The organism is Allomesorhizobium camelthorni (assembly GCF_011045125.1).
Lineage (GTDB): Bacteria > Pseudomonadota > Alphaproteobacteria > Rhizobiales > Rhizobiaceae > Allomesorhizobium > Allomesorhizobium camelthorni.
Window position 1 is genome coordinate 31,675 of sequence record NZ_JAAKZF010000042.1, and the last position, 17,127, is coordinate 48,801.

The window sequence follows — 17,127 nt, forward strand, 5'->3', positions numbered from 1 at the left end:
CGGGATTGTCGCCCCATTCCGCCTGCCGGGACAGTATGAACCCGCTCAGGCCGGCCGGCAAGGAAGCTGGCGCCCCCACGATCAATCATCCGCCGAGATGCAGCACGATCTCGCGCCGGTGCGGGCTTTCGCGATGCTCGAAGAGATAGAGGCCCTGCCATGTACCGAGCGCCAGCCGCCCGGACATGACCGGAACAGACAGCGAAACGGCCGTGAGCGCCGCCTTGATGTGCGCCGGCATGTCGTCCGGCCCCTCCGTCGTGTGAACCACCCAGCGCATTGACGGATCGTCGGACGGCGGAACCAGCCGCCGGAAGAATGTGTCGAGGTCGCGCCGCACGTCGGGATCGGCGTTTTCCTGGATCAGCAGCGAACAGGAGGTATGCCGCACGAAGACGGTGAGCAGCCCGGTCTCGACGTCGGCCTCTTCAATGAAGGCCGCCGCCCGACCGGTGAACTCGTAGAGCCCAGGGCCGGAGGTGGGAATGATGAGCGTCGTCTGGAGCAAGCGCTTGCCGCGAGCCTATGCCGGGCGGAGGCCAAGCCGGCCAAGACAATAACCTACCGCCTCGGCGCGCATCGCGGCGATCTCTTCCGCCGGCCCGATCTCGCGCACCGCGCGGTAGCCCTCCGCTCCCAACTTCCGATAGACGTAGGTGAGGAGGCTGTTGGCGTCGATCACCCAGACTTCCGGAATGCCGAAAGCGGCATAGACGCTGATCTTGCGGCCGCGATCATAGGCAAGGCTGGTGTCGGCAACCTCGATAGCAAGCAGCACGTCCGGCCCGCGCAGGTCGCCAGGGAAGACGGAACGCGGAAAGACGCAGAAATCCGGCTCCAGAAAGCTCTTCGGGTCGAGCCTGAGCGTCGTTTCCTGCGCAACCCAGAGTTCGTCAGGAGCAGTGCGCTGGAAGTGCCAGTTGAGTTCCATTTTCACCATTTCATGGCGACCGCCCTTGGGCAGCATCGGCACAACCTCCCCACCGATCAGTTCGAAGCGCTCGTCCTCTTCGATGATACCAGCCGCCACCATCGCCTCGATTTCGGCGACCGTCCACGGCCGGCGCGGCAAACCTTCCGCGGCCTGCGTCGTAAGCGGCATGGACTGGAGGGGGGCGGTGTGCTCGTTCATGAAATCCAGCCTAGCACAAATATCTTGGCAGGGCATCGTATCGCCTCACCAGCGGCCTTTTCGGCGGTTCCAGGCGTAGAGAAGATCGGCGAAGCGGTCATAGGCAAAACGCGTTGCCGGCAAAAGCAGCGGATTGCCGAACAGCGCGGCGAGCCACCCCTCTCCCGGCGTAAGGCGCCATATGGCTACGGCGACATCCGCCCCGACCAACAAGTTTCCGTCGGCATCGACGGCATGCAGCCGGCGGCGGATGTCCTCCAGCGAAGCGCCATGTGTGGCGAGCGCAGCGGGTTCGAGATTGATGTCGCGAAATGCGATCCGTCCGGCCTCAACCGCCTCGATCAGCCGCCGCTTCTGCCAGTTGATGCCGGCGTCGCAAACCGGACAGCGTGTGTTGTACCAGACTGTGAGCGCCGGCGTGATTTCGATCATTTCACGATTGCTGCACACCCGCGCCGCCGGCGCAACCAGGCAACGGAGCAGCGTGAAGATCGGAACCGAGCGGCGCACTCCCATAGTGGCGCTTGAAAACCCGCGAAAGGCCGTTGCGCTATCGTAGCCGGATTAGATTAAATCTGGCGGGCAACGGCATGAAAAAGAGAGGGCTGTTCGGCCCTCGCTTGGTTGTGATGCAGATCGCCGCCAATGAGCGGTTGCGTTCTATCGGAGTTTCCACGTCCCAGACAACTTGATCGCATCGTACATGGCATCGGGAGCAAGATCGAGTTCGCCCGGCCAGGTGACGGCGCCCAGCACGACCTCCGCCTGCGCAAAGACCCCTGCGTCGCGCAAGGTATGGAACACGCCGGCCTCCGGCGAAAACACCAATTCCTTCATGTCGACCAAGCCTTCAATGCCATCCATGAAGCGCACCTTCAGGCAATAATTCGGTAATACCTCGACTGAACGGACCCGCCAAGGGGACTTGGGCCTGACCGAACCGGCTAGCGAAGTGGATCGATCTTCCGGGGTGTCAAACGCGATCGACATAGCTCCCAGTCCTCCATGAGTTCCGATCTGTGTTCCTGCGCCCATTCCAATACGAGTGTCATCGCACGGCGCGGCAAATCTCCCCGAAGCACCGCCAATGTCTCGATAGCTACAACCGCTTCATGTTCACCATAGAGAGCATGAAAATGGGGCGGAGAATGGTCGTTCCAGAACATCTGGATAGCGATGCCGTAGAAATATGAAATCGTCGGCATCGCTGATCTTCGCTTAGCTGTCCAGGAAGCTCCTCAGCTTCCGCGACCGGCTCGGGTGCTTCAGCTTGCGCAGCGCCTTGGCCTCGATCTGGCGGATGCGCTCGCGCGTCACCGAGAACTGCTGGCCGACTTCCTCCAGCGTGTGGTCGGTGTTCATGCCGATGCCGAAGCGCATGCGCAGCACACGCTCTTCGCGCGGCGTCAGCGAGGCCAGGACCCGCGTCGTCGTCTCGCGCAGATTGGCCTGGATCGCCGCGTCGATCGGCAGGATCGCCATCTTGTCCTCGATGAAATCGCCGAGATGCGAATCCTCCTCGTCGCCGACCGGCGTTTCGAGCGAGATCGGCTCCTTGGCGATCTTCAGCACCTTGCGCACTTTTTCGAGCGGCATCGCCAGCTTTTCGGCCAGTTCCTCCGGCGTCGGCTCGCGTCCGATCTCGTGCAGCATCTGGCGCGAGGTCCGCACGATCTTGTTGATCGTCTCGATCATGTGAACAGGAATGCGGATCGTGCGGGCCTGGTCGGCGATCGAGCGGGTGATCGCCTGCCGGATCCACCAGGTCGCATAGGTCGAGAACTTGTAACCGCGACGGTACTCGAATTTGTCGACCGCCTTCATCAGGCCGATATTGCCTTCCTGAATGAGATCCAGGAATTGCAGGCCGCGGTTGGTGTACTTCTTGGCGATAGAGATCACGAGGCGCAGATTGGCCTCGACCATCTCCTTCTTGGCGATCGCCGCTTCGCGCTCGCCTTTCTGCACCTGGTTGACGATTTTGCGGAATTCCGCGATCGAGATCGCCGTCTCGGTGGCGAGGTTCTGGATTTCCGAGCGCAGGTCGCGGATCGCGTCCTTCTCGTTCCTGGTGAATTCCTTCCAGCCGCGCGCGGAGAGGTTGGAGATCGACTTGATCCAGTTGGGATCAAGCTCCGAGCCCTGGTACTCCTGCAGAAAGCTCTCGCGGCGCACGCCATAGCTTTCGGCGAGGCGCAGAAGCTTGCCCTCGTTCTGCACCAGGCGCTTGTTGATGTCGTAGAGCTGCTCGACCAGCGATTCGATACGCGCATTGTTGAGCGACAGCGACTTCACCGCCTTGATCAGCTGGTCCTTCAGCTCCTTCAGGCGGCGGTCCTGGCTGGGCGACAGCGTGCCGGCGGCGGCCAGACGGTTCTCTACCTGCTGGTCCTGCAGCTTGCGCAGCTTCTTGTAGGTGTCGGCGATGACGTCGAGCGTTTCCATGACCTGCGGCCGCAATTCCGCCTCCATGGCGGCCAGCGACAGCGAGGCCTCGTCTTCGTCTTCCTCTTCCTCCTCGCCCAGCCCGCGCATGTCGCCGCCGACGTTGGTGATGTCGTCGTCTTCGCGCACGGAAGGCCGGCGCTGGCTGTGTTCCGGCGTCTTCGGACGCTCAAGCTCTTCCTGGCGCTCGGGCGTCGGGGCCTGCTTGGCCTCCGGCCCGGCATAGGTGGCCTCGAGATCGATGATCTCGCGCAGCAGGATTTTCGCCTCGTTGAGCTCGTCGCGCCAGATGATGATGGCCTGGAAGGTCAGCGGGCTTTCGCACAGGCCCGCAATCATCGTCTCGCGGCCGGCCTCGATACGCTTGGCGATGGCGATTTCGCCCTCGCGCGACAGAAGCTCGACCGAGCCCATCTCGCGCAGATACATGCGCACTGGGTCATCGGTGCGGTCGGTCGGCTCTTTCTTGGTCGTGGTGGTCGCGACCGCCGTGCCGGTCTGCTCGGCGAGTTCGTTGGCGTCTTCCTCGGCGTCGGAACCGTCGGCTTCTCCGTCCTCACCCGCCTCATCGTCCTCGACGACGTTGATGCCCATATCGGAGAGCATCGCCATCGTGTCTTCGATCTTGTCGGGGTCGGTCTGTTCCGACGGCAGCACCGAGTTCAATTCGTCCATGGTGACGAAGCCGCGCTTCTTGGCGGCCTTGATCATCTTCTTGACAGCGTCATCGGAAAGGTCGAGCAAAGGGCCATCGGTGGCCGTTTCGCGTTCGGTCTCGACCTCTTCCTTCTCTGGTTTCGCCATGCTTCTTATTATCTCCAAGCGGCCGGATCGTGCGGAGCGCTGAAATTCTTGAACCGGCAAACCGACCGCAACTGTTCGACCGCTATGAAAAGCCGTCGCCCTTGCGTCTGGTCCCCGATTACTGGTGATATCTGTGGCGGGATTTCTTCCCGTCCAGCCTATCAGCTCCGTTCCGTCGATGTTGGGTGCGGATTGTGCCCGCAGGTTAACTTTTCGAATCGTCCTGATTCCGCCATTCCGGCGGAAGGTCAAGCGGCTGTCGCATGATTCGCGTTAAAAAAGCGAATCAATTGCCATATTTTAGGCCCGGTCCACACGCCCCGACGAAATGCCGAAACCTTCGATCAGCGCTTCGGTCGCCTGAACGTCGCGGAACTGGGCCTGGATTTCGACAAGGTGGCGATAGTTTTCGTCTGTCGGATCTGTCGCCAGTGCCGTCTCCGCCACTTTCAGTTCCTTATGTAAGGTGCTCGCGCTGCGCTGCAAGTGCAGCGCCTGCGCGAAGGCGTCGCGGGCATCCTCGATCGCCGCGTCCTCCATCACTGGCCACAGCCGCGCCCGCCGAACCAGCGCCATCGCCCGCTGCCAGGCATCCGCCAGCCCCGCCTCGCCCATCCTTGCGATGATCGCAGAGCTATCGTCGGTCACGCCGTGCGCCACCGCATCGATCAGCGCGCTGTGCAGCAGCCGCAGGTCCGGATGCGACAGGTCGAGCGTTTCGACATGGTCGAAATTCTCGTCGATCAGCGCCGGATGATTGACCAGCGCGGCGACGATCGCCGTTTCGCGCAGCGGCATGACGCCGCCGGCGCGCTTGACCATGGCCGATCGCGCCAGGCTGTCGGACACCGCCAGCCGTCCCGCCGTGGGGCCGGCGCCGCCCTTCCCCCATTGGCCGCCCTGGCCCTTGCCGAAATTCCTGTCCCGCTCGCCGTGCCTCGGCTGCTGCCGGCTTCGTTGCGCGCCGAAAAAGGCCAGCACACGTTCGCGCATCTCTTGCGAGTAGTGATAACGGACGCTCTCGTCCTTAATGCGCGAAGTGAGTTCGCGCAGCGTCTTTTCGAGTTCGGCGCGGCGCTCCGGAGTATCGAACACGCCGCCGGAAGTTTCGCGCATCCACAGAAGGTCCGATAGCGGCCGCGCCTCCGAAAGCACAGTCCTGAACGCCTCCGGCCCGTCGGCCTTGACCAGATCGTCTGGGTCCTTGCCTTCCGGCAGTAGCGCGAACCGCGCCGTCCGACCCGCCTGAACCGCCGGCAGCACCATATCCGCCGCGCGCCACGCCGCCCGCAAGCCGGCCTGGTCGCCGTCGAAGCACAGCACCGGCTCGCCGGTCATGCGCCACAGAAGCTCGAGCTGGTTTTCGGTGAGCGCGGTGCCGAGGGGCGCGACGGCATTGTCGAAGCCGGCCTGCGCCAGCGCGATCACGTCCATATAGCCTTCGACGGCGATGACCGTACTGTCCTTGCCCATGCCCTTGCGGGCGCGGGCGAAATTGTAGAGCACATTGCCCTTGTGGAAGAGCTCGGTGTCGGGCGAATTCAGATATTTGGCCGAGATTTCCGGCGACAGCGCCCGCCCGCCGAAGGCGATGACCTTGCCGCGGGAATCCTCGATCGGAAACATGATGCGGTCGCGGAAGCGATCATAGGAGACCGGAACGTCCTCGAAAACGGTCAGGCCGCAGGCTTCCATCTGCGCCTTCTCGACACCCTTGCCGGCCAGGAATTCCTTGAGCGCGTTGCGACTGTCGGGTGCATAGCCGAGGCGGAACGCCTGCTGGGTGGCCGAAGTCAGCCCGCGCTCGCGGAGATACGCGCGCGCCTTCGCGCCATCGGCGCTCTGCAGCCGCTCCTGGAAGAAGACCGTCGCCATCTCCATGACATCGGTCAGGCTGGCGCGCTGCTTCTCGCGCCGTTCCGCCGCCTCGTCGCGCGCCGGCATCGGCACACCGGCGAGGTCGGCGATCTTCTCGACGGCTTCGGGAAAACCCATCCCGTCGAGTTCGGTCAGGAATTTGAAGTGATCGCCCGAAACGCCGCATCCGAAGCAGTGATAGCGGCCCTTCTTGTCCTCGCAGTGGAAACTCGGCGACTTCTCGCCGTGGAACGGACAGCAGGCCCAATAATCGCCGCGCGCAACGTTCGTCTTCCTGCGGTCCCACGAGACGCGCGCGCCGATGACCGATGAAATCGGCACGCGGTCGCGTATCTCGTCGAGGAAGGAGGGCGGAAAGCGCATGGGATGTGGATCTCTCTCTCCGATATATAGGCTGAGCAGGCGTGCAAAGCGAACAGCCATTTACGGCATTCCCGCGATTCACAGGTGCTCTTCGACCCGGGTATCAAGAAAAGCTGAAACCAGCCTCACAAAATCTGGCTTGCATGGAGCCATCCACGCGTGGTTTGAGGCCTAACCTCTAAGTTGCGTGCCCGCTATGTCCCTGCCCCTGGTTGCCCTGTTCATCGCCGCCTTCGCCTTCGGCACCACCGAGTTCGTCATTGCCGGCGTGCTGCCGCAGGTGGCGGAGGGCCTCGACGTCTCCATTCCGACGGCCGGCTACCTTGTCTCCGGCTACGCACTCGGCATTGCGCTCGGCGGTCCGCTTCTCACCATCGCTACGGCGCGCCTTCCCCGCAAGACGCTGCTGATAGGCCTCGCCGTCGCCTTCACCGCCGGCCAACTCGCTTGCGCATTGGCGCCGGGATTCGCAGAAATGCTTCTCATCCGCATTGCGGTAGCGATTGCGCACGGCGCCTATTTTGGTGTCGCGATGGTGGTCGCCGTCGGCCTCGTGAAGGAGGAACGGCGCGGTATGGCCGTCGCGCTCATCCTGGCGGGCCTGACTGTCTCCAACATCGTCGGCGTGCCGGCCGGTACGGCTATCGGCAATCTCTTTGGTTGGCGCGCGACCTTCTGGGCAATGTTCGCGCTCGGACTGCTCGCCACGGCCGCAATGATTGCGCTGCTTCCGCGGGCGAATGGACGCGCGGCCCGGCCGGCTGGCTTTCTGCGCGAAGTGCAGGTGCTCGGCCGCCAGCAGGTCTGGACCTCGCTGATCCTCATGCTGATGCTGATGATCGGCCAGTTCGTGCCCTTCACCTATATCGCGCCTATGCTGCGCGAGGTTACCGGCATCGAGGCCGACATGATCCCTTGGGTGCTGCTGCTCAACGGCGTCGGCGCCACGGCGGGCGTGTTCATCGGCGGCAGGCTCGCCGGCTGGAAGCTGATGCCATCGCTCATTACCATGTTCGCGCTGCAGGGCGTCGTGCTCGCGGCGATGTATCTGGTCAGCCCCTACCCGCTCCCCATGGTCGCAGTCATCACCCTGTGGGGAGGCATCAACTTCGCCATCGGCACGCCGATCCAGACCCGCATCCTGGGCTGGACGGCGGACGCGCCCAACCTCGCCTCATCGCTGATCCCCGCAGGTTTCAACATCGGCATCGCGCTCGCTGCCTCCGTCGGGTCCGTGCTGCTCGCGAGCGGCATGAGCTATCGCAGCTTGCCCCTCCTGGGCGTGCTCGCCATGGTCGTGGCAACCGCCGTGGCCTTCGCCTCCTATACATCCGAGCGGCGCAGCGGAGCCAGGCCGCCACTGACTGCGCCGGCTGCTTGATCTGCGGCTCCTAGGCAGTATCTCCGGTGTCTACAACGACCCGCAACGTGGCGCGTCCATCCTGAATGTGCTAGATTACAGCCATGAATGCGACTCTGAAGAACCTACTGCATGCGGCTGAGACTTGGACTCCTGAGGAACAGGCGGAACTCGCGGATTTTGCGCGCGTCATTGAAGCACGCCGCACCGGGATTTATGAACTTGACGAAGACGAGTTGGCTGCTGTCGAAGAAGGTTTGGGTCAAGCAGACCGCGGCGAATTCGTCACCGATAGTGATCTCAGGGAAATGTCCCGGCGCTTTGGCGCATGAAACTGCGCTACACTTCGCGAGCGTATACCGATCTCGAATCAATTCTCTTATACTTAGCGAAGCAGTCGCCTGAGGGCGCGCGTAACGTTCTGTCGCGGATAAACCGCGCGACCGATCAATTGGTGTTGCAGCCGTATTCCGGCAAAGCGACAAGCCGCCCTGACATTCGCGTATGCATGATAGGACGTTATCCGTACAAAGTCTTCTATCGCATCGTCCAGGGTGAAATCCAGATAATCCACATCCGACACACGGCACGTAGGCCGTTTGAGCTGAAGTGAACCATGTCCCAGTCCCGTCTCCGACACGCCGCGTCGGCAGGGAACAGCTTCGCGCAATGGACGCGGATTACATTAACCGGCTAAGCTTCACGGCCGGCGGAACAACGTCGCGATTCGCCGATTGGGTGAGATGATCTTGCACTTCGATTTCCACGCAAAGCGCGCCGGCGGCCACCCGGCATGAGCGGGTCGGTCGTTCTCCTGCACCTTGCGGGCGCGGTGGCGCTGCTGCTGTTCGCCACGCGCATGGTGCGCACCGGCGTCGAGCGCGCCTATGGCGACGTGCTGCGCCACCGCCTGCGCTCGATCCTGCGCAACCCGTTGCTGGCCGTCGGCGCTGGCGCGGCTCTCGCCATCTGCCTGCAGAGTGCGACGGCGGTCGCGCTGATCGTCGGCTCCTTCGCCGGCTCTGGCATCGTCAGTGGCACGTCGGGCCTGCTTGCGGTGCTCGGCGCCGATGTTGGTTCGTCGCTGGTGGTCAAGCTGCTCAGCTTCAACCTGGAGCTTCTGGTTCCACTATGCATGGTCGCCGGCACGATCCTGTTCATGACGACATCGCGCCGCGATCTTTTGCAACTCGGCCGCATCCTGATCGGCGTCGGCCTCCTGATCCTGTCGCTGCGCCTGATCGGTGAAGCGTCCGAACCGCTGCGCGAAAGCCAGATCCTGCCGGTCGTGGTCAATTATCTGTCGGGCGACCCGGTCACGGCATTCCTGCTCGCGGCGGTCATGACCTGGCTGTTTCATTCCAGCGTCGCCGCTATCCTGCTGGTCGTGGCGCTTGCCACGCGCGGCCTGGTCCCGGTGGAACTCGGCTTGGTGCTGGTTCTGGGCGCCAATCTCGGCGGCGGCGTTATCGCCGTCATGTTGTCGCGCGCGGCGATTCCCAAGGCCAGGATCGTGCCGCTCGGCAACCTCATTATGCGCGGCACTGGCGCACTTGCTGCACTCCTTGTCCTTATCTTCTTCGCGCCGCCGCTCGACTGGCTGGGCGCTTCCGCGCCCGACCAGCTGATCCATGGCCATATCGCCTTCAACCTTATGCTGGCGCTGCTCGGCATCCCGCTTGCCGGGCTCGTCCATCGCCTGGCGGAGCGCATCGTCGCGCTCGGCGCCTCCGCACAGCCCGTCTCGCTCGATGCCGCCGAACTGAGCGCGCTCGACGAGGCAGCGCTTGACACGCCGTCGCAGGCGCTCGCCAACGCCACCCGCGAAGTGGTGCGGGTCTGCGAGACTGTGGAGATCATGCTCCAGCGCATCATCGAACTGTACGTCCAGACCGATCAGGACAAGATCGACGCCCTGTCGGCGCTCGACGACCGCGTCGACCGCAAGCATGCGGCGATCAAGCTCTACCTTGCCAAAGTGACCAGCCGCACGCTTTCCGAAGCCGACGCGCTGCGCTGCCAGGAACTGATCGGCGCCTGCGTCAAGCTCGAGCAGGTCGGCGACATCATCGTGCGCAACATGCTGATCCATGTGCAGAAGAAGTTCGACCGTGGACTCGAATTCACCGAACAGGGCTGGCGCGAACTCAGGGCGTTTCACACATCGGTGGTGACCAACGCCAGGCTGGCTTTCAACGTGCTGGTGTCGCGCGACCCCGAGACCGCGCGGCAGTTGGTTCAGGAGAAGGACCGGCTGCGCGATCTCGAAAAGCGCTCCAGTCAGAGCCATTTCGAGCGGCTGCGCGAAGGCACGGCCAAAAGCGTCGAGACCAGTTCGATCCATCTCGACACGATTCGCGACCTGAAGCAGATCAACTCGCTGCTGGCTTCGATGGCCTATCCCGTGCTTGAGGAACAGGGGCTGCTCAGCGGCTCGCGCCTGAAGGCGGGTTGAACCCGCGTAGTTTCCGTTTTTTGTCCCTTGCCGTGAACCTCCCGCGTTCAGCCGCATTCTAGCATGACGAGATCGGCGGCTGGCGATCGGGGTTAGCCCCCGCCTTTTCGACATTGCCCTCGAACCAGGAGGCAGCCATGCTTGACCTGTCGAAGGCGCGCGACCGCATGGTCGACGTCCACTTAGCGCGTCGCGGCGTACGCGACCGCAACGTGCTCGACGCCATGCGCGAGGTTCCGCGCGAAAAATTCGTCGAACCCGGTTTCGAGGAATTCGCTTATGAGGATGGCGCGCTGCCGATCGGGCAGAGCCAGACCATCTCCCAGCCCTACATCGTCGCGCTGATGATCGAGGCGGCCGAAGTGAAGCCCGGCGACAGGGTGCTCGAAGTGGGCGCCGGCTCCGGCTACGCCGCTGCCGTGATGAGCCGCATTGCGAAAAGCGTCCACGCCATCGAGCGGCATGCCGCACTTGCCGAAGCCGCGAGGCAGCGGTTCGACAGACTGGGCTATGCCAATATCGACTTGCGGGTCGGCGACGGCACCAAAGGCTGGTCCGAGGCCGCGCCATTCGACGCCATACTGGTCGCGGCCGCCGGCCCCTCGACGCCGCAGGCGCTCAAGGACCAGCTTGATGTCGGCGGCAGGCTGGTGATCCCGGTCGGCGAGGAACCGCGCAACCAGCGCCTGCTCAAGATCACCCGCACCGGCGGCACGACTTTCGAGGAGGAGGATCTCGGCGCGGTCATGTTCGTGCCGCTGGTCGGCGAGCAAGGCTGGGCGGAAAAACGGCAGCCGCTCCGCCACCAATCATCTGCCCGGCCATATTGCCGGTCGTAGCCTGCCGGAGATGATCGCGGCGGCCGCCGAACGCCTGCCCGGCTTCGACGACCCGGCCTTCGGCCGGCTTTTCGACCGCTTCGCCGACCGCCGCGTCGTCCTTCTGGGCGAGGCTAGCCACGGCACCTCCGAATTCTACCGCGCCCGCGCCGCCATCACCCGCCATCTGATCGAGAAGCACGGCTTCACCATCGTCGCCGTTGAAGCGGACTGGCCGGACGCCGCCGCTGTGGACGGCTACGTGCGCCACCGGCCGGCCAGGGAGCGCGCCGAACTCCCCTTCCAGCGCTTCCCCACCTGGATGTGGCGCAACACCGATGTCGCAGCCTTCATCGACTGGATGCGCCAGCACAATGAGGGCGTGGCCGACCCCGAGCGCCAGGCCGGCTTCTATGGCCTCGACATCTATAATATGCGCGGCTCGATCGCAGCGGTGCTGGCCTATCTCGACAAGGTCGATCCGGAAGCCGCCGCGGTCGCCCGCGAGCGCTACGGCTGCCTCACGCCATGGCAGAGGGAGCCGTCCACCTACGGGCGCGCGGTGCTCACCGCAGGCTACCGCAAATGCGAGCAGGCGGTCATCGATCAGTGCCGTGAGCTTTTGAAAAACCGGCTCGAATATACATTGCAGGACGGCGAGAGCTTCCTCGACGCTGCTCAGAACGCGCGTCTCGTCGCCTCGGCCGAGCGCTACTACCGCATCATGTATTATGGCGGCGCGGAATCCTGGAACCTGCGCGACACCCATATGTTCGAGACGCTGGAGCATCTGCTCGAAGCGCGCGGACCGCAGTCCAAGGCGGTGGTCTGGGCGCATAATTCCCATATCGGCGACGCCCGCTACACCGACATGGGCGCGATGCGGGACGAACTGAACATCGGCCAGCTCTGCCGCGAACGCTTTGGCGACCAGGCGGCGCTGATCGGCTTCGGCACCCACACCGGCACTGTCGCCGCCGGGACGGACTGGGACGGTGACATGGAGATCAAGCGGGTCCGGCCATCGCACCGCGACAGCTACGAGCGGCTCTGCCACGATGCCGGCGTGGCGCGCTTCCTGCTCGATCTCGGCCGCGACGAGGCGCTGCGCCGACGCCTGCTGGAGCCCCGGCTGGAGCGCTTCATCGGCGTTATCTACAGGCCAGATTCCGAACTCATGAGCCATTATGCCGACGCCTCGCTACCGCAGCAGTCCGACGCCTTCGTCTGGTTCGACGAGACCCAGGCGGTGACGCCGCTCGGGCCGGAGCACGCCAAGCCCGGCGTTCCCGACACCTACCCGTTCGGGCTGTAGCTCGGCGTTAGATAGTAGGAATAGCTCTCCCCTCGCGGACGTTTGTTGCAGACAATCCTTACTCAGGGAGGAAGTCATGAAAAGCTATCCAAGTGTACTCGCCGTGCTGGGCGGACTGCTGCTGCTTGCAGCCGCACCGGCGCTTGCCCAGGACGCCGCCACCGTCAAGGTCGCAGAGAGCGCGGAACACGGGAAATACCTTGCTGATGCCGATGGCCGATCGCTCTATCTGTTCGAATCCGACACGAGGGCCGAAGGCGACGCCAAGGCCCAAATTTCCTGCAAGGACAAGTGCCTGGAGCGCTGGCCGCCTTTCTATTCCGAGGGCGAACCGCAGGCAGGCGACATGGCCGACGCCGCCAAGCTCGGCACTGTCGAGCACGACGGCAAGATGATGGTCACCTACAATGGCTGGCCGCTCTATTACTTCGTCGACGACAAGGCTCCCGGCGACACCAAGGGCCACGACATCGAGGAGTTCGGCGCCGAATGGTACCTCGTCACGCCGGAAGGCGAAAAGGCCGAGGGTTGATCGGCGTTACCGCCGAACGGTCGGAAGGATTTCGATGCTCGCGCTCCCAGGCAAGTCTGGAAGCTGCTGGACGGCGCCCGCGACCGCGACCGACTATGCCATGCTCGACGCGAAGGCGGAGAGCTTCACGCCGTTTCGGCGGCCTGCACCCACAAGGGCTGCACCGTGACCTGGCACAATGCCGAGCGGAACTGGGACTGCCCCTGCCACGGCTCGATCTTCGCCGCCGATGGCTCCGTCATCCACGGTCCCGCCCGCAAGCCGCTGCCGCCGGCGGAACTGTGATCCGCCGCTGCGCGTCAGTGCACGTTCTCGCGCGGTTCCGCGACGCGCCTGATTTCCGCGGGCAGCGCCTCGAATATCTTGGTGGCCTGCCCTTCCCCGACATGCTTGGCCAGCACCCGGCAGACGACCCGCAGCGCATCCCCCGAATCCACCGGCCGGGTGAACTGCATGTCCTCCTTGATCTTGCCGAGGAACTCGTCGAGCGTGCGTATCTTGTCGGGCGTCGTCGACGGTTTGTAGCGGTCGAAATAGGCGCCGCGCACGAGCAGCGGCAATTGCGAGCCCAGATGCGCTGCGAGGTCGGGCTGGACCCTGTCCCGCACGGCCCGCAGGACCGAGCCGAGCATATGCCATGCAAGCTGGCGGTCGGGACCCATCTCCGCCATGATCTCGTCGAGCCAGATATTCGTGGTCTGCAGCGTCTTGTCGAATACGTCCAATCCGGTGGCGCTCATCGCTACCTCCTGTTTCCTTGCGCTTGGCGGTGTGCCTGAAAAACAGGGCCGAACGGCCATGGTTCCCAAAAATCGATCACGATTCGGGCGTCTCCACCGGGCGCACCTTGGCGGCCATCGGGCCGGTGTCGCCCATATCCTCGACGTAGTGGACTTCGTCGCCGCGCTTGAGGCTGTCGAAATCGCCGCTGAGCAGGCTGTTGCGGTGGAAATAGAGCAGCCCGCCTTCCTTGGTCATCAGGAAGCCGTGGTCCTCTTCGGGGCGCATCTCGGCAACCTGGCCGAGGAACTGGTTCGTCCCGTCATGATAATCCGCGGTCGCGCCGCCCTCGCGCTGCCGCTTGAAGTCGATGATCTGCCGCTCGGCGGCGTCGAACGCGTCGGAAATGGCGTTGCGCAGATCCGGGTTCTGGAACTTCTGCATCAGGCGCTGGGGTTCGTAGGCGACTACCAGATCCTTGGCGCCGGGAACGCTCATCTCGATGTGGACAACGGGCGGCGTCCGGTTCTTGTCGGCGCGCTGGTCGACGCGCACGCGGCAGCCAACCAGCCCGCCATAGAGCTTTTCCAGTTTGTCCACGCGGGCGCGTATCTCGCTTTCGGCGGCGTCGGATTTGTCTATTTTGTGGAAGGCGATTTCGAGAGGGATTTGCATCGGTTTGCTCGCTGTTGTCTTGGCCCCGCGGGCGGCAACCTGCCAACGTCTCTACCTGCATGATCGTTCCGGGTAATTTCGAGGCGAGCAGCTGCCGTCAGCAGGCAATTCCGGACTAGCGCATGGCCTTTCGGTTAGTCAGGCCCCACCTTCGCTAAGCCTTTCTGCACCATTGCGAACGTTGGGGCGCAACGGCATCATTTCCGCACAACTTTGTATTGCGGCTTCAGTATTCACACGCAGCATGGATGTTCCAGGCGTTTCGACTAGCGGTCGAAGGAATGCGCTGATGGGAGGACACGCAAGAGGCGACTATGTCGTGCACGACAAGAATTTGCGGCGCATCTTTCGGGACGGCAAAGAGGAACCGATAGCAGACTTCAATTCCGCGCCGGAAACCTTTGCCTACGACTACATCTTCGGCAAGCAGAAGGGACAACGCCGTCCTTCCCCGCAGCCCTTCGGCGCGGTGATGGCCGATTCCCGTCCGAGCCCGGACAGCATCATCCCGGCCAGCCACCGGGGAGAGTCCGGATGAAAGCCGGCTCGGAGGGGCACGGGCAGTCGATCTATGCGGTTGCCGATTCCGAAGGGTCAGCCCTTCAAGGGCAGGTGAGGTTCTTCGACGACGACGGAGAACTGGCGCCCGAACTCATCCACCTTGATCTGGAATCACTGACTGTCGGAATCTGCAGCCGTGCAGACCGCCAGCTTCGGGTCACGCAACTCTCGCCTTATAAGCGCTACTTCGGTCAGGCCGGGCAAGCTGACACCCAGCGCCTCGCACTGCTTCAACGGCTCGGGGCGGCGATGCAATTCAATGACTTCGCGGATGTGGTTGGCGACATACCCGCGGGTTACACCTACCTGGGACAGTTCATTTTCCACGATCTGAGCTCGATGATCGAGGGACCGGTAGCGACCAGGCCGAAAAACCTGCGCAGCGCGGCGTTGGACCTCGACAGTGTATTCGGCTCCCCAAACCAGGAGCTTGAGAACGGGCAAAGCCTCCACTGCCCGGCGCCGATGGCGACGGGTGAGACGACCTACGGAGAACTACGCGACATCCCACGCTCTGCCGAGGGAATTCCGGTCATTGCTGATCAGCGCAACGACAGCAACTTGCCGCTCGCCCAGGTCCACATGGCGCTGATACGGTTCTTCAATGCTGTTAGCCGCGTCTGCGAAAGCAATGCCGAAGCCAAGCGGATGACCCAGCTACACCTCCAGTCGGTAGCGCTTCACGACTACGCTAGCCGAATTGTCGATGATGAAGTTTATCACGACGTGATGACCGAAGGCCGGGCCATCATCCATATCGACAGAGAGGCATTCTTGCTGCCCCTCGAGTTCGCGGCGGCCTGCGCGCGCTTCGGGCACAGCATGGTCCGCAATCGCTATGATTGGAATGCGTCGAATCCCGGCGGGCATTTGTATGCCTTTTGGGGCAATACTTACATCAGCGCCGCCGATCCGATTGCCCGCCTGCCGGGCGACTGGATTGCAGACTGGCGGAGGCTCTTTGGCGTCGGCATGGGACCAGGAGAAACGCCGATACTGGCGGCCAGGATCGGCACTCGGCTTGCGTTTCCGCTCAAGAACATCAAGCAACACGCTTTGCCCAGGGACACAGGATCGAAACCGTTTTCCAGCAATCTCGCCGTCCGCACTCTTCAGCGCGGTTGCATTCTGGAGTTGGGCAGCGCCCAGGATGTTTACCGGGGCTTGCACTCCATGCTCAGCCGTCAGAACCGACCGACATTCACCCTTCTGACTGAGGACGAACTGCTGGAGGGCGAATCCCCCGAGGTGCGCGCCATCCTGACCGAGAGACCGGATGACGGCGGCCCCAAGCTCGTCGACTGCACGCCGCTTTGGTTTTACGTGTTGAAGGAAGCTCAGGTAAGGAACCGCGGGCTGAAGCTCGGGCCGCTGGGTGGAAGGATCGTCATGGAGACGCTTCACGCGGCCGTCGCCGAAGCCAGGCCGTCGATCCTCCGGCCTCCAGGCGGAGGGCAATGGCAGCCGGATCCCAGGTTAAATCCATCCTCGCCAACAAGATACACGTTCGGCGATCTGATTGCCTTCTCCGGACTGGAGAGCAGGTAGATCGAGCAGATTATGCGTAGTCAAGCAGAGAGGAACCAACAATGTCGGTATTCAAGGTATTCCACGGAGGCACGGCCAACTATGATCAGCAGTTCGAAGGTACCAAGATAGCTGCGCGTGAATTCCACAACTATTGGACTTCGTCTGGCGGAGGTCAAAAGATTTTCCATGACTTCATAATCGGCCTTATAGAAGATCATAGTTGCATCGTAACTTACAAAGACGACTCCAAAATAGTTTTTGTGAAAACGACAGGCGGAGCCAAGCACCTATTCTACACACAGGGAGGACAAGACCGCCAAATTCATCCCAGGGCCGAGAAAGACAACCCCAATAATGACGTGGTGAGCATGGCCGTGCCCAGCCTCGCAGTTGAGCCTGAGGAATCCAACACTGCAGCCTATCTAAACGCTGCAATTGGCAAGCTCTCCGATCCCAACGTTGCAGATAGCGAGAAGCGGGCGTTCCTGTTGGGACTGCTGCTGCTCAAGCGATGCCGGTAACGCCTTGTCGCATCTCTA

General features: G+C 62.9%; 17 protein-coding genes and 2 pseudogenes. 10 read left to right on the plus strand and 9 right to left on the minus strand.

Features of this window, described 5'->3' with window-relative positions:
- Positions 1–85: 85 nt before the first annotated feature.
- The 7 genes from G6N73_RS23280 to dnaG form a co-directional block, all read right to left on the minus strand.
- On the minus strand, positions 86–508 hold the full coding sequence (locus tag G6N73_RS23280; protein ID WP_165031978.1) for a secondary thiamine-phosphate synthase enzyme YjbQ: 423 nt from the start codon (positions 506–508) through the stop codon (positions 86–88).
- Positions 509–523: 15 nt separating this feature from the next.
- Complete coding sequence (locus tag G6N73_RS23285; protein WP_165031979.1) at positions 524–1,132, minus strand: Uma2 family endonuclease; 609 nt, start codon at positions 1,130–1,132, stop codon at positions 524–526.
- 45 nt (positions 1,133–1,177) lie between these two features.
- Complete coding sequence (locus G6N73_RS23290) at positions 1,178–1,564, minus strand: thiol-disulfide oxidoreductase DCC family protein (RefSeq protein WP_165031981.1); 387 nt, start codon at positions 1,562–1,564, stop codon at positions 1,178–1,180.
- A 228-nt stretch (positions 1,565–1,792) separates the two neighbouring features.
- Positions 1,793–2,122 (minus strand): DUF2442 domain-containing protein, encoded by a 330-nt coding sequence (locus G6N73_RS23295; RefSeq protein WP_165031983.1) that lies wholly within the window; start codon positions 2,120–2,122, stop codon positions 1,793–1,795.
- Positions 2,077–2,337: a DUF4160 domain-containing protein gene (locus tag G6N73_RS23300; RefSeq protein ID WP_165031985.1), complete on the minus strand. Its 261-nt coding sequence runs from the start codon at positions 2,335–2,337 to the stop codon at positions 2,077–2,079. Before G6N73_RS23300 ends, G6N73_RS23295 begins: the two co-directional genes overlap by 46 nt.
- Before the next feature lie 13 nt (positions 2,338–2,350).
- Complete coding sequence (gene rpoD / locus G6N73_RS23305) at positions 2,351–4,381, minus strand: RNA polymerase sigma factor RpoD (RefSeq protein ID WP_165031987.1); 2,031 nt, start codon at positions 4,379–4,381, stop codon at positions 2,351–2,353.
- Positions 4,382–4,681: 300 nt separating this feature from the next.
- Positions 4,682–6,622, minus strand: coding sequence for a DNA primase (gene dnaG / locus G6N73_RS23310; protein WP_165031989.1), 1,941 nt, complete (start codon positions 6,620–6,622; stop codon positions 4,682–4,684).
- A 196-nt stretch (positions 6,623–6,818) separates the two neighbouring features.
- On the opposite strand from dnaG, the gene G6N73_RS23315 reads away from it, so the two are divergent.
- From G6N73_RS23315 to G6N73_RS23345, 7 genes and pseudogenes are all read left to right on the plus strand, one after another.
- A complete protein-coding gene (locus G6N73_RS23315) occupies positions 6,819–8,003 on the plus strand; it encodes an MFS transporter (protein ID WP_165031991.1) in 1,185 nt (394 codons plus the stop codon).
- Positions 8,004–8,086: 83 nt separating this feature from the next.
- Positions 8,087–8,314 carry a hypothetical protein gene (locus G6N73_RS23320; protein WP_165031993.1) on the plus strand — a complete coding sequence of 76 codons (228 nt, stop codon included), beginning with the start codon at positions 8,087–8,089 and terminating at the stop codon, positions 8,312–8,314.
- Positions 8,311–8,595 (plus strand): type II toxin-antitoxin system RelE/ParE family toxin, encoded by a 285-nt coding sequence (locus G6N73_RS38665; RefSeq protein ID WP_165031995.1) that lies wholly within the window; start codon positions 8,311–8,313, stop codon positions 8,593–8,595. Before G6N73_RS23320 ends, G6N73_RS38665 begins: the two co-directional genes overlap by 4 nt.
- A 180-nt stretch (positions 8,596–8,775) precedes the next feature.
- A complete protein-coding gene (locus G6N73_RS23330; protein WP_165031997.1) occupies positions 8,776–10,437 on the plus strand; it encodes a Na/Pi cotransporter family protein in 1,662 nt (553 codons plus the stop codon).
- 137 nt (positions 10,438–10,574) lie between these two features.
- Positions 10,575–12,570 (plus strand): annotated as a pseudogene (locus G6N73_RS23335) (protein-L-isoaspartate(D-aspartate) O-methyltransferase).
- A 76-nt stretch (positions 12,571–12,646) separates the two neighbouring features.
- Positions 12,647–13,102 (plus strand): COG4315 family predicted lipoprotein, encoded by a 456-nt coding sequence (locus G6N73_RS23340; RefSeq protein WP_165031999.1) that lies wholly within the window; start codon positions 12,647–12,649, stop codon positions 13,100–13,102.
- 114 nt (positions 13,103–13,216) lie between these two features.
- Positions 13,217–13,387 (plus strand): annotated as a pseudogene (locus tag G6N73_RS23345) (Rieske 2Fe-2S domain-containing protein); the annotation flags it as partial.
- A 14-nt stretch (positions 13,388–13,401) separates the two neighbouring features.
- Here G6N73_RS23345 and G6N73_RS23350 read toward each other — a convergent pair.
- Both G6N73_RS23350 and G6N73_RS23355 read right to left on the minus strand, forming a co-directional pair.
- Positions 13,402–13,842: a DUF2267 domain-containing protein gene (locus G6N73_RS23350; protein WP_165032001.1), complete on the minus strand. Its 441-nt coding sequence runs from the start codon at positions 13,840–13,842 to the stop codon at positions 13,402–13,404.
- A 76-nt stretch (positions 13,843–13,918) separates the two neighbouring features.
- Entirely contained in the window at positions 13,919–14,497 is a 579-nt protein-coding gene (locus tag G6N73_RS23355) for an HPF/RaiA family ribosome-associated protein (protein ID WP_165032003.1), read from the minus strand.
- 319 nt (positions 14,498–14,816) lie between these two features.
- Here G6N73_RS23355 and G6N73_RS23360 point away from each other — a divergent pair, with 319 nt between their 5' ends.
- Genes G6N73_RS23360 through G6N73_RS23370 form a run of 3 tightly spaced genes read left to right on the plus strand, consistent with a single transcriptional unit; the run spans position 14,817 to position 17,109 of the window.
- On the plus strand, positions 14,817–15,035 hold the full coding sequence (locus tag G6N73_RS23360) for a hypothetical protein (protein WP_165032004.1): 219 nt from the start codon (positions 14,817–14,819) through the stop codon (positions 15,033–15,035).
- Positions 15,032–16,606 (plus strand): peroxidase family protein, encoded by a 1,575-nt coding sequence (locus G6N73_RS23365; RefSeq protein ID WP_165032006.1) that lies wholly within the window; start codon positions 15,032–15,034, stop codon positions 16,604–16,606. Before G6N73_RS23360 ends, G6N73_RS23365 begins: the two co-directional genes overlap by 4 nt.
- Before the next feature lie 41 nt (positions 16,607–16,647).
- Positions 16,648–17,109, plus strand: a complete 462-nt coding sequence (locus G6N73_RS23370) for a hypothetical protein (RefSeq protein ID WP_165032008.1) — start codon at positions 16,648–16,650, stop codon at positions 17,107–17,109.
- The last annotated feature ends 18 nt before the right edge of the window (positions 17,110–17,127 follow it).